At 71.1% G+C, this 12799-nt stretch carries 8 protein-coding genes; 7 read left to right on the plus strand and 1 reads right to left on the minus strand.

Going from position 1 to position 12799, the window contains the following annotated elements:
* The first annotated feature begins 7 nt into the window (after window positions 1-7).
* The 5 genes from AC2W7E_RS05185 to treZ all read left to right on the plus strand — a co-directional run bounded on the left by AC2W7E_RS05185 (window position 8) and on the right by treZ (window position 7222).
* On the plus strand, window positions 8-577 hold the full coding sequence (locus AC2W7E_RS05185; RefSeq protein ID WP_485988680.1) for a dihydrofolate reductase family protein: 570 nt from the start codon (window positions 8-10) through the stop codon (window positions 575-577).
* 105 nt (window positions 578-682) lie between these two features.
* Complete coding sequence (locus tag AC2W7E_RS05190) at window positions 683-967, plus strand: hypothetical protein (RefSeq protein ID WP_025102837.1); 285 nt, start codon at window positions 683-685, stop codon at window positions 965-967.
* Window positions 964-3138 carry a glycogen debranching protein GlgX gene (gene glgX, locus AC2W7E_RS05195; RefSeq protein ID WP_062765861.1) on the plus strand — a complete coding sequence of 725 codons (2175 nt, stop codon included), beginning with the start codon at window positions 964-966 and terminating at the stop codon, window positions 3136-3138. Before AC2W7E_RS05190 ends, glgX begins: the two co-directional genes overlap by 4 nt.
* Entirely contained in the window at window positions 3135-5483 is a 2349-nt protein-coding gene (treY, locus tag AC2W7E_RS05200) for a malto-oligosyltrehalose synthase (RefSeq protein WP_249521433.1), read from the plus strand. Before glgX ends, treY begins: the two co-directional genes overlap by 4 nt.
* Entirely contained in the window at window positions 5480-7222 is a 1743-nt protein-coding gene (gene treZ / locus AC2W7E_RS05205; protein WP_485988681.1) for a malto-oligosyltrehalose trehalohydrolase, read from the plus strand. The genes treY and treZ overlap by 4 nt, the downstream gene beginning before the upstream one ends.
* An 88-nt stretch (window positions 7223-7310) precedes the next feature.
* Here the strand turns inward: treZ and AC2W7E_RS05210 are convergent, their stop codons facing one another.
* Window positions 7311-8738, minus strand: coding sequence for a CCA tRNA nucleotidyltransferase (locus tag AC2W7E_RS05210; RefSeq protein WP_485988682.1), 1428 nt, complete (start codon window positions 8736-8738; stop codon window positions 7311-7313).
* A gap of 243 nt (window positions 8739-8981) precedes the next feature.
* Here AC2W7E_RS05210 and AC2W7E_RS05215 point away from each other — a divergent pair, with 243 nt between their 5' ends.
* Window positions 8982-11549, plus strand: coding sequence for a fibronectin type III domain-containing protein (locus AC2W7E_RS05215; protein ID WP_485988683.1), 2568 nt, complete (start codon window positions 8982-8984; stop codon window positions 11547-11549).
* Between the two features lie 141 nt (window positions 11550-11690).
* Window positions 11691-12716 carry an Lrp/AsnC family transcriptional regulator gene (locus tag AC2W7E_RS05220; RefSeq protein ID WP_025102843.1) on the plus strand — a complete coding sequence of 342 codons (1026 nt, stop codon included), beginning with the start codon at window positions 11691-11693 and terminating at the stop codon, window positions 12714-12716.
* Window positions 12717-12799: the final 83 nt, after the last annotated feature.

A 12799-nucleotide genomic window follows, 5' to 3' on the forward strand; every position in this document is an offset into this window, starting at 1 on the left:
GAGAACGATGCGAGAGCTCGTGTACTACGCCGCGGTGACCCTGGACGGGTTCATCGCCGGCCCGGGCGGGGAGTTCGACGCCTTCCTCGTCGAGGGCGACCACATGGACGGCATCAACGCCCGCTTCGCCGACACCCTGCCGACCGTGGCCGCCGAAGCCCTCGGCATCCCGCAGCGCAACGACGTGTTCGACACCGTGTTGATGGGCAGGAACACGTACGAGGTGGGCGGGCTCGCGAGCCCGTACCGGCACCTGCGGCAGATCGTCTTCAGCCGCACCCGCACCGCCGCGGCCGAGAATCTCGAGGTGACGGCGGAGGACCCGGTGGACGTCGTGCGGCGCCTCAAGCGCGAGGAAGGCGGCGCGATCTGGCTGTGCGGCGGCGGGGCTCTCGCGGCGACGCTGGCCGACGAGATCGACCGGCTCATCCTGAAACGGCAGCCGCTGCTCTTCGGATCCGGCATCCCGCTCTTCGGCGACCGCCCCTACCGTCCCGAACGGTTCGAGGCCGTGGAGACGACCCCGTATGAATCGGGCGTCGTGGTGACGGAGTACGTGCGACGGCGCGGCGAGTGATCCCGTCGTCATCGGGTGCATAGCCGGTCGACGCCCGGTTGGCAATACCGTTCTCGGATCCGTTCCCGGTTCCTATCGTGGTCGCATCACGAGTCAGGAGGCGCCATGAACGTCCACACCCCCACCAGCACTGGCTCCTCGCAGCGCGCCGACGCGGCCCACCCCGCCGCGATCGAGCCGGCCTGCGAGCGGATCGACTTCGACCGGTACGTCGTCGCACACGACGCCCCTGTCGGGTACATCGAGGTCGTGCCGCCGCTCTATGTCTGCTACCTCGGACACCCGTATCCTCGGGCTGTGGAGATCGCTCAGGTGTACGACTACGACCATGCCGTCAGCATCGTCAGTGCCATGGCCGCGGGTTCGCGCGACCACGCCCTCGCCGGATGAGCCGCGAGGTCTGGCCCGGGTCCGCCTACCCGCTGGGGGCCACCTTCGACGGGCAGGGCACCAACTTCGCCCTCTTCAGCGAGGGCGCGGAGCGCGTGGAACTCTGCCTCTTCGACGCGGACGGCACGGAGACGCGCGTGCCCCTCACGGAGGTGGACGCCTTCGTCTGGCACGGCTACCTGCCCACGGTTCAGCCGGGACAGCGCTACGGCTACCGGGTGCACGGCCCCTACGACCCGGCCCAGGGGCAGCGGTTCAACCCGAACAAGCTGCTCCTCGACCCGTACGCCAAAGCCGTCGCCGGCGAGATCGACTGGGGTCAGTCCCTGTTCGGCTACGACTTCGGCGACCCTGACTCCCGCAACGACGACGATTCCGCGGGCGCGATGGCGAAGGGCGTCGTCGTCAGCCCGTTCTTCGAGTGGGGCGGCGACCGGCCGCTGAAGACGCCGTACGCCGAGACCGTCATCTACGAGGCCCATGTGAAGGGGCTCACCCAGCGGCATCCCGAGGTGCCGGAGGAGTTGCGGGGGACCTACGCCGGCATCGCGCATCCGGCGGTCGTCGAGCACCTCCAGCGTCTCGGCGTCACCGCCCTGGAGCTGATGCCCGTGCACCAGTTCGTCAACGACTCGGTGCTGCAGGACAAGGGCCTGTCGAACTACTGGGGCTACAACACCCTCGGCTTCTTCGCCCCGCACAACGCCTATGCCGCCGGCGGCCAGGACGGTCAGCAGGTGCAGGAGTTCCGTGCCATGGTGCGCGCGCTCCACGAGGCCGGCATCGAGGTCATCCTCGACGTGGTCTACAACCACACGGCGGAGGGCAACCACCTCGGTCCGACGCTCTCGATGCGCGGGATCGACAACGAGGCGTACTACCGGCTCGAAGAGGACAAGCGGTACTACACGGACTACACCGGCACGGGCAACAGCCTGAACGCGGGCAACCCGCACGCCCTGCAACTGCTCATGGACTCGCTGCGGTACTGGGTGACCGAGATGCACGTCGACGGCTTCCGCTTCGACCTCGCGGCGACCCTCGCCCGCGAGTTCTACGACGTCGACCGCCTCGCGGCCTTCTTCGAGCTCGTGCAGCAGGATCCGATCGTCTCCCAGGTGAAGCTCATCGCCGAGCCGTGGGACATCGGACCCGGCGGCTATCAGGTGGGCAACTTCCCGCCGCAGTGGACGGAGTGGAACGGCAAGTACCGCGACACCGTGCGCGACTTCTGGCGCGGGGAGCCGCAGGCCCTCGGCGAGTTCGCCTCGCGCCTCACCGGCTCCGCCGACCTGTACGAGCACTCCGGCCGACGACCCGTCGCCTCCATCAACTTCGTGACCGCGCACGACGGCTTCACGCTGCGCGACCTCGTCTCCTACAACGAGAAGCACAACGAGGACAACGGCGAGGACAACAACGACGGCGAATCCCACAACCGCTCCGACAACATGGGCGCGGAGGGACCGACCGACGACATCGACATCAACCGGCGGCGCGCGCGTCAGCAGCGGAACTTCCTCGCAACGCTGCTGCTCTCGCAGGGCGTGCCGATGATCTCCCACGGCGACGAGCTCGGCCGCACGCAGCACGGCAACAACAACGGCTACGCGCAGGACAACGAGCTCACCTGGATCGACTGGGAGGCGGCCGACCTGCCGCTCGTGGAGTTCACGGCGGCGGTCGCACGGCTCCGGCACGACCATCCGACCTTCCGCCGCAGCCGCTTCTTCGACGGACGCCCGGTCGCGGACGAGGACGGCGAGCGCATCCCCGACGTCGTGTGGCTGCGACCGGACGGCGCCCGCATGACCCCGGAGGACTGGGACTCCGGCTTCGGCCGCTCTGTCGGCATGTTCCTCAACGGCCGCGGGATCCGCGAGAACGACCGGCGAGGGCGACCCGTGGAGGACGTGAACTTCCTCGTCTACTTCAACAGCGGCGACGAGCCCGTCGACCTCGCCCTGCCGGACGATCGCCACGGTGCGGAATGGCTCGTCGCCGTGGACACCGCCGGCGAGCTGGGCGACCGGAACCTCCGCGCCCGCGACACCGTGCCGCTCGAGGGCAAGGCCATGCTCGTGCTGCAGGAGATCGACGGCGAGCCGGTCGACACCGACGACTCCGTCGACGCCTCGCTCCGCGCGCAGAGCGAGCAGGCCGCCTCATGACCGACAGGCCGCTGTCGACCTATCGCCTCCAGATCAGCGGCAGCTTCCCCCTCGAAGCGGCGGCCGATGTGGTCGGCTACCTCGCCGAGCTCGGCGCGTCCTGGGCGTATCTGTCGCCGCTGCTGGCGGCGACGCCGGGTTCGAACCACGGCTACGACGTGGTCGACCACGCGCGCATCGATCCGGACCGAGGGGGCGAGGACGGTCTCGTCCGGTTCGCCTCGGCGGCGCGCACGGCCGGCCTCGGCATCCTCGCCGACATCGTCCCCAACCATGTGGGCGTCGCGGTGCCGCGGCAGAACCCGTGGTGGTGGGAGGTGCTGCGACTCGGCCGGAAGACCCGTCATGCCGCCGCCTTCGACATCGACTGGGACGCCGGCGGCGGACGGCTCCTGCTCCCGCTGCTGGGCGCGAGCCCGGAGGAGGTCGTCGCGAACGGCGAACTCGACGTCGACACCACCCCGGCCGCCGATGCGCCGGACGGGGTGCTGCGCTACTTCGAGCACGAGCTGCCGCTCGCCCCCGGCACCGCGGCGCTGGCCGACGACCTCCCGGCACTCCTGGCGGCCCAGAACTACGAGCTGCGATTCTGGGAGGACCAGAACACCGATCTCACGTATCGCCGATTCTTCGCGGTCTCCGAACTCGCCGGCATCCGGGTGGAGCGTCCCGACGTCTTCGCGGAGTCGCATCGGGAGATCCTCCGCTGGCTCCGGACCGGACTCGCGGACGGGCTGCGGGTGGATCATCCGGACGGCCTCGTCGACCCCGGTGCGTATCTGGAGCAGCTCGCCGACGCGACCGGGCGCGCGTACACGCTCGTGGAGAAGATCCTGGAGCCCGGCGAGGCCCTCCCGGCCTGGTGGCGCACCGACGGCACGACCGGCTACGACGCGCTGGCCGAGCTCGACCGCCTGTTCGTCGACGCGGAGGGTGTCGCGGCGCTGGACCGGCTGGACGCCCGGCTCCGCGCGGAGACCGGCCTCCCGGACGCGCTCCCCTGGCACGACCTCATCCACGACACGAAGCGGATGATCGCCGACACGCTCCTGGCCGCGGAGGTGCGCCGCCTGGTCCGCACGCTCCCCCACGGGATCGTGCACGCCGACGACGCCCTCGCCGAGCTCCTCGCCTGCTTCCCCGTGTACCGCTCCTATCTCCCCGAAGGTCGCGAGCACCTGTGCGCCGCCTTCGCGGAGGCCCGGCATCGACGCCCCGACCTCTCCGCCGCCTTCGCGGCGCTCGAACCGCTCCTGGTCGACCCCTCGCTCGAGGTCGCGCAGCGGTTCCCGCAGGTGAGCGGCGCCGTGATGGCGAAGGGCGTGGAGGACACCGCGTTCTACCGGTTCACCCGCCTCGGGACGCTGACCGAGGTCGGCGCCGATCCGTCGATCCCCGCCCTGTCGGTCGAGGAGTTCCACGACGCGCAGCGGGCACGACTGGCCGCCTGGCCGCACTCGATGACGACGCTCTCCACGCACGACACGAAGCGCTCGGAGGACGTGCGGGCACGCCTGTCCGTGCTCTCGGAGATCCCGGAGCGGTGGGGCGAGGTGCTGGCGGAGCTGCGCGCCGTCGCGACCACCGGACACGGTCCCCTCGACGCGCTGATCTGGCAGGCCGCCGTCGGAGCCTGGCCGCTGCCCTCCGACCGGCTCCTCGCCTATGCCACCAAGGCCGCGCGCGAGGCCGCCGAGCGGACCACCTGGCAGCATCCGGACGCGGCCTTCGAGGAGGGTCTGGCCGCGATCGCGCGATCCGTGGAGGGCGACGCCGCGCCGATCCTCGACCGGTTCGTGGCGGAGATCGTCGATGCGGGCCGTTCGAACTCCCTCTCCGCCAAGCTGCTGCAGCTCACCGGCCCCGGCGTGCCCGACGTCTACCAGGGCACCGAACTGTGGGACCTCTCGCTCGTCGACCCCGACAACCGTCGACCCGTGGACTTCGCTCTGCGCGCCCGGATGCTGCGGGAGCTCGACGCGGACCACGCCCGCGGTGTGCTCCCGCCCATCGACGACTCCGGTGCCGCGAAGCTGCTGGTGACCTCGCGGGCCCTGCGACTGCGGCGGGACAACCCGGAGCTGTTCCGCTTCTACCGGCCGGCCGTCGTCGAGGGCGCGGCCGCCGACCACGCCGTCGCCGTGCACCGCGGCGGCGCGACCGCCGTGGCCACGCGGCTGCCGGTGACGCTGGCGCGCCGCGGCGGCTGGGGCGACACCGTCCTGATGCGCCCGGAGCTGCCGGGGACGGATCTCCTCACCGGTCGGCGGATCCCGCCCGGACCGGTGCGGCTGGCGGAACTGCTCGACACGTATCCGGTCGCGCTGATCGAGCTGGCCCGATGATCTCGGTGTGGGCGCCGCGGGCGAGGCGTGTGCGGGTGCGACGCCTCGACGCCGCGGGCGCGACCGTGGAGGAGCGGGAACTCACGGCGACCGCTGAGGGGCACTGGACCGCCGACCTCGTCCTCGCGGACGGCGAGCGCTACGGGTTCCTGCTCGACGACGGCGACGACCTGCGCCCGGACCCGCGCTCGCGGCGGCAACCGGACGGCGTGCACGGCGCCTCGGCGGCGTTCGACTCCGCGGCCTTCGCCTGGACCGACGCCTCCTGGACCGGACGGCAGCTCGCGGGCGGGCTGATCTACGAGCTGCACCTCGGCACCTTCACGCCGGAGGGCACGCTCGACGCGGCGATCGGCCGCCTGGCGCATCTCGTCGACCTCGGCGTCACCCATGTCGAGCTGCTGCCCGTCAACGCCTTCAACGGCGCCTGGAACTGGGGATACGACGGCGTGCTCTGGTACGCGGTGCAGGAGGAGTACGGCGGTCCCGCGGCGTACCAGCGGTTCGTCGACGCCGCCCACGCACACGGGCTCGCCGTCGTGCAGGACGTGGTCTACAACCACCTCGGTCCGAGCGGGAACTACCTCCCCCTCTTCGGTCCGTACCTGCGCGAGGGCGAGAGCAACACGTGGGGCGACTCGGTGAACCTCGACGAGGACGCGGTGCGGGAGTACATCCTCGACAACGCCCTGATGTGGCTGCGCGACTTCCACGTCGACGGGCTCCGCCTCGACGCCGTGCACGCACTCCACGACCGGCGGCCCGTGCACCTGCTGCGGGAGCTCTCCGAACGGGTGGACGCCCTCTCCGCGCAGCAGAATCGGCCGCTGACCCTCATCGCCGAGTCCGACCTCAACGACCCGACGCTCATCCTGCCGCGGGAAGCCGGGGGCTACGGACTCACGGCGCAGTGGTCGGACGACTGGCATCATGCCGTGCACGTCGCGCTCACCGGGGAGACCGCCGGGTACTACGCCGACTTCGCCGCGGCCGAGGCGGTGGCCAAGGTGACGGAGGGCGGGTTCTTCCACGACGGCACCTTCTCGTCCTTCCGCGACCGTCCGCACGGGGCCCCGATCCCGGCCGAGGTCCCGAGCTGGCGGCTGGTGACCTTCGCGCAGGATCACGACCAGATCGGGAACCGCGCGGCCGGGGACCGGCTCTCCGCCACGCTGTCCCCCGATCGGCTCGCGGCGGCCGCCGTCCTCACGCTGACGGCCCCGGGCACCCCGATGCTCTTCATGGGCGAGGAGTGGGGCGCGACGACACCGTGGCAGTTCTTCACCGCCCACCCCGAGCCCGAACTCGGCCGCGCGGTCGCCGAGGGTCGCACGACGGAGTTCGCCCGCATGGGCTGGGATCCGGACGCGGTCCCCGACCCGCAGGATCCCGACACCTTCCGTCGCTCGCACCTCGACTGGGCGGAGGCCGAGGCGCCGGTGCACGCCCGGCTCCTGGCGCTGTACCGCGACCTCGCCCGACTGCGGCGAGCGCGACCGGAGCTCACCGACCCGGACTCCGCGCACACGACGGTCGAGGTCCGGGAGACGGACGGCCGCCCCGAGCACCGCGTCTACCGCATCGATCGCGGTGGAGTGTCGGTGCTCGTGAACCTCTCCCCCACCCCCGCAACGTTCGCGGTACCCCCCACGTCCCAGCTCCTCCTCACAACCGCCCCCGCGTCGAGCACCCCCACGTCCCTGACTCTCCCCCCGGACGCCGCCGCCATCGTCAACTGAGGTCGACCCACCCCTCTGCGGTCCTCCCGGCCCTCTGCGTGCGTCCGCAAGGGGCCGGGGTGCGCGGAAGGGGGTGGGTCGGCAGGAGTCAGCCGCGCGAAGCCCACCACTCGCGGAGACGCTGCTCCGCGACGTCCTCGCCCAGCACGCCCTCGTCGAGGCGTAGATCGAGGAGGAACCTGTACGCCTCGCCGACCTCCCGGCCCGGAGAGATGCCGAGGACCTCCTGGATGCGGTTGCCGTCGAGCTCCGGACGGATCGCGTCGAGCTCCTCCTGCTCGCGAAGAGCCGCGATCCGGGACTCGATGTCGTCGTAGGCGGCGGCGAGCCGAGCGGCCTTGCGCTTGTTTCGCGTGGTGACGTCGGCGCGCGTGAGGATGTGCAGCCGCTCCAGCAGGTCCCCGGCATCGCGGACGTAGCGGCGCACGGCGGCATCCGTCCACGCCCCCTCCGCATAGCCGAAGAACCGCAGATGCAGCTCGATCAGGGTCGCGACGGCGTCCGTGGTCGCCGAGTCGAAGCGCAGGGCCTGCAGCCGCTTGCGGGCCATCCGGGCGCCGACGACGTCGTGGTGGTGGAAGGTGACCGCGCCACCCGGCTCGAGCTTGCGCGTGCGGGGCTTGCCGATGTCGTGGAGCAGAGCCGCGATCCGCAGCGGCACATCCGGAGCGGCCCCGGGGTTCCTGGCGTGCTCGAGCGCGATGGCCTGACGGAGCACCGTGAGCGAGTGCTCGTAGACGTCCTTGTGGTGGTGGTGCTCGTCGACCTCGAGCTTGAGGGCGCTGACCTCGGGGAGGAACTCCTCGATGAGTCCGGTCTCCACCAGCACCCGGATGCCGCGGACGGGGTCGTCGGTCTGCATGAGGCGCACGAGCTCGGACTGCACGCGCTCCGGGCTCACGATCATCAGGGTCTCGCGGAGCTCGGTGATCGCCCGCTCCGTGTCCTCCTCCACCGTGAAGCCGAGTTGCGCGCTGAACCGGGCGGCGCGCAGCATCCGGAGCGGGTCGTCGCCGAACGACACCCGGGGGTCCGCGGGTGTCCGCAGCACCCCCGCCACGAGGTCCTCGACCCCGCCGGTCGGGTCGACGAGCTTCACCGCGGGCACCTGGAGGGCCATCGCGTTGACCGTGAAGTCGCGGCGGACGAGGTCGCCGTCGATCGAGTCGCCGAACTCCACGGTGGGCTTGCGCGTCACGCCGTCGTAGCTGTCGGCGCGATAGGTGGTGATCTCGACCTGCTCGCCCCGCACCCGGGCGCCGATGGTCCCGAAGGCCCGGCCGATGTCCCAGTGCGCGGAGGCGACCGGCTTCACGATCGCGAGGATCTCGTCCGGCGAGGCGCTTGTCGTGAAGTCGAGGTCGTGCGTCTCGCGGCCGAGCAGCGCATCGCGGACCGGACCGCCGACGACGGCGAGCTCGAAACCGGCTTCGTCGAAGGCCTCCGCGAGGGTGCGGACGACGGGATTCTCGGCGAGCGCGCCGAGACGGGCGAGGCCGTCGGCCATGTTGAGCATGGGTTCCAGCGTACCGGCCCGCTTTCCACCCCTTTCGGACCGGGCACGACTTCGGAGCTTCCGGCCGACGCGCCGGCTCCGAGCCGGTACCCCCGGCGTGTCTCGGGCGATCTCCGAAGCTGTGCCCGCCCGCGCCGCGTTCACCTCCCCGTCGCCTCGATGTCAGACCGCGGTCATCCGGCTCCGCTGGGCTGGGGGCGCCCCGTGCGGCTGAGCACGGACACCCACCCACGAAGGACTGACATGACCTCCCCCACCCCTGCGGTGCAGTGGCGGCGTCGCGGACTGACGTCCGTCGCACTGCTCGCCGTGCTCGGCGGCGCCGTCGTCGCCCCCGCGGCCCTCGCCGCGCCCGATCCCGAGGTGCCCACCGGATCGCTCGTCACCGGCGACACCCCCTGGCACTACCTCGACGACGGCTCCGACCCGTCCCCTGCCCCGGCCGCACTGCGCGATTGGACCCTGCCGGCCTACGACGACAGCGCGTGGAAGACCGCACCGGGCTCGTTCGGCGCCAAGGGCGGGAAGCTCGCCCCCGTCGGCCCGCAGACGCCGAAGACGCTCCTCAACCACTACCTCGACGGCGCCGCGGCCCCGACCGTGCCCACCTACTTCTTCCGGACCACGTTCGAACTCGAAGCCGGCGTCGCCGAGCAGGTCGCCGCTCTGCAGAGCACCATCACCTACGACGACGCCATCATCGTCTGGATCAACGGCGAGGAGGTCGCCCGCTACGTCGACGGCCGCATCACCGACACCACCAACGTCGAGTACGCCGGCGACTCCAACGGCGACCCGCTGACCAGCACGTTCAGCGCCGAGGGCGACCTGCTCCGTGACGGCACGAACACGATCGCCGTGTCGCTGTTCCAGGACCGCGCGTCCAGCTCCGACATCTACTTCGACATGTCATCGCTCACCCTCGTGAAGGCCTCCGACCCCGGCGCGCCCGTGGTCGCCCCGCCGACCCGTGTCATCCTCACCCCCACCGAGAAACCCGAGGTGTCGCAGTCGTTCTCCTGGCTCGCCGGCGACGCCTCGCACACGGTCGGCCAGGTCGAGATCGGCCTCGCGACCGGTGGTGCCACCCGCACGGTCGACGCGTACGACGCCGGTGTCGTGAACGGCAACCCGAACAAGCACTTCTCGGCCACGGTCACCGACCTCACCCCCGCCACGGCGTACCGCTACCGGGTGGGTCTCCCCGGGAGCTGGAGCGACTGGTACGAGTTCCGCACCGCCGACCCGAAGGCGAACGACTTCCAGTTCATCTACTACGGCGACGCCCAGATCGGTCTCGACACCACCTGGCCGAGCGTCGTGAAGCAGGCCGAGGCGAACGCCCCGCGATCCATCGGCTCCGTGCACGCGGGTGACCTCATCAACACCTCCAGCAACGAGAACGAGTGGCTGAACTGGTTCCAAGGCATGAAGGACTCGGCGGTCCGCACCAACGTCATGGCCGCCCCCGGCAACCACGAGTACTCGGGCGACAAGCTGCTCACGGCGTGGAAGGCCGCGTTCGAGTACCCGCACAACAACCCGTCGACGAGCTCGATCGGCGAGCTGGCGGACCTCGCGAAGGGCGACTCCGAGGTCGCGCAGCAGTACCGCGCGTTCTTCGACCACTGGAGCTCGTTCGCCGCCGAGACCGCGTACTACACCGACTACCAGGGCGTCCGTTTCATCACCCTGAATGCGACCCGCGACACGACCTTCCTCACCCCGGCCGGGCTCCCGTCCTGCACGGGGGCGGAGTGCCCGTCGTCCCAGATCGGCACCCTGTGGACGCGCTTCCAGGCCGCCTGGCTCGACCTGCTGCTGCAGAACAGCCCGTCGAAGTGGAACGTCGTCACGTTCCACCAGCCGGTCTTCTCGGCCTCGGCCGGTCGTGACGAGCCGGTGCTCCGCGCCGAATGGCTGCCCGTCTTCCAGCGCAACGACATCGATCTCGTGCTCATGGGGCACGACCACACGTACGCCCGCGGCTACGTGAACACGGATGCGACCGAGACTCCGGGCCTCACCACGGGCCCGGTCTACGTCGTGTCGAACTCCGGCGCGAAGCACTACGACCTGGAGACCCCGGAGAAGAACGTCTGGACCAAAAACGGCGCCACGCAGGTGCTGCGCGGTCAGGGCGTGACGACGTACCAGGTGATCGACGTCTCGAAGAACCAGCTCGTCTATCGGTCGTACCTCGCCGAGAAGCAGCCGGACGCCACGACCGACCTCCCCGTCGGCGCCGTCTACGACACGTTCACGGTGACCAAGTCGGATGCCGGTGAGAAGTGGGTCACCGAGGCCGGTGTCACTCCGCCGGTCACGGAGGAGCCGGAGCCGGAGAAGCCCGCGGCGGTCGAGCTGGGCGCGTCCTCGGTCGCGGCCGGCGGCACGCTCGCGGTGTCCGGAAGCGGCTTCGCGGCCGGCGCGGAGCTCGCCCTCGAGCTGCGGTCCGACCCGGTCGCGCTCGGTACGGTCACGGTCGCGGCCGACGGCACGTTCTCGCGCACCGTCACCATCCCCGCGGCCACCCCGGCGGGGACGCACACACTCGCCGTGATCCTCCCCGACGGCACCGAGGTGACGGCCTCCCTCACCGTGACCGCAGCGGCTGACGGCGACGGCGGCGCGATCGCCCCCGGTGAGAGCGACTCGGGCGGCGCGACCGACGGCGACCTCGCGACGACCGGTGCGGACAGCACGCCGTTCGTCATCGGCGCCATCGTGCTGCTCGCCGCCGGCCTCGGCCTGTTCGCGCTGCGTCGCCGTCGTGCGACCGCGGTCGTCGAGACGACGGACGCCGGGTAACCCGGTCGTCTGTCCCTCCGCGGGCGCCGCCGGTCCTCCGGCGCGCCCGTGCCGTCTCTCCCGGCTCTCGCCTCGGACCAGGCACCGGTCCCCTCCGGGTCTGGGATAACCTTCACGTGCCCGACCCGCGAAGGAGAACCCGTGCCCGCGAACGATGCCCTGGCCGATGAGACCGATCGGATCGTCGCGGCGGCCCTGCAGGTGAACGGCCGCGCGTCCTGGGGCGAGATCGCCCGCGTGGTCGACCTCCCGGAGCGGACGGTCGCCCGCCGCGGGCAGCGTCTCCTGGACCGCGGGCTCGTGCGCGTCTCGACCTACGTCGACCCCGCGCGCGTGCTCCATGCGCGCGCCGTCCTGTTCCGGATCACGACCGAACCGCATGCGCTCTGGCACGTCGCCCGCACCCTCGCCCGTCGTGCCGACGCGTCGTCCGTGTCGGTCCTCGAGGGCAGCAGCGACATCGCCGGCATGCTCCTCCCCCACGACGACGCATCGATCCGCGAGCTGCTCTTCACCGACTTCCCCGAGGTGGAGGGCATCGCGTCGATCAACGTCACCACGGTGCTGAAGTTCTTCCGCTCCGGACACGACTGGCGGGTGGGCGTGCTGTCCGACGAGCAGGTGCGCATGCTGGACGAGTCCTCGGGATCCGAGGTCGACCCGGCGGACGCCTTGAGCGAGGACGAGGAAGCGCTGATCCGGCTCCTGCTGAAGGACGGACGGATGCCCGTGGCACAGCTCGCCCGCGCGCTCGGACTGAACGTCACCACGACGCGTCGACGGATGGAGTCCCTCAACCGCCGCGGTCTCATGCACCCCCGCACGGAGATCGTCCCGAGCCTCTTCGGCCTCGGGCTGGAGGCACTCGTGTGGCTGCGGGTGCCGATGGATCGGCTGGAGAAGGTGGGATCCGCCCTCGCCGCCGCCCCCGAGGTGAAGTTCATCGTCGCGACGACCGGCACGTCGCAGCTCCTGATGAACGTGCTCGTGCGCGACGCGGACGAGTTCTACGACTTCCTCACCGGTCCCGCGGTGGCGGGCCACGACGGGCTGGAGGTCGTGGAGTCGCTCGTCGTCATCACGCCGGTGCTCCGCGGGTCGCTGATCGTGGACGAGGCGCCGGCGGCGCTGGCGCAGGACATGCCGACGGGAGCCATCCGTTTGTAGGCCGATTCTGTTACGGAGGTGTAAAGAAATGGCGGGATCGTTCGCATTGCCTTGACGTAATGGCGAAATAGAGCGAGTATCCC

It is taken from the genome of Microbacterium sp. CFSPD4_SD4 (genome assembly GCF_057364585.1).

What these genes read in the sequence shown, in the direction of transcription:
- AC2W7E_RS05185 (WP_485988680.1), top strand. Translation starts at nt 8, where the DNA reads ATGCGAGAGCTCGTGTACTACGCCGCGGTGACCCTGGACGGGTTCATC.
- AC2W7E_RS05190 (WP_025102837.1), top strand. Translation starts at nt 683, where the DNA reads ATGAACGTCCACACCCCCACCAGCACTGGCTCCTCGCAGCGCGCCGAC.
- glgX (WP_062765861.1), top strand. Translation starts at nt 964, where the DNA reads ATGAGCCGCGAGGTCTGGCCCGGGTCCGCCTACCCGCTGGGGGCCACC.
- treY (WP_249521433.1), top strand. Translation starts at nt 3,135, where the DNA reads ATGACCGACAGGCCGCTGTCGACCTATCGCCTCCAGATCAGCGGCAGC.
- treZ (WP_485988681.1), top strand. Translation starts at nt 5,480, where the DNA reads ATGATCTCGGTGTGGGCGCCGCGGGCGAGGCGTGTGCGGGTGCGACGC.
- AC2W7E_RS05210 (WP_485988682.1), bottom strand. Translation starts at nt 8,738, where the DNA reads ATGCTCAACATGGCCGACGGCCTCGCCCGTCTCGGCGCGCTCGCCGAG.
- AC2W7E_RS05215 (WP_485988683.1), top strand. Translation starts at nt 8,982, where the DNA reads ATGACCTCCCCCACCCCTGCGGTGCAGTGGCGGCGTCGCGGACTGACG.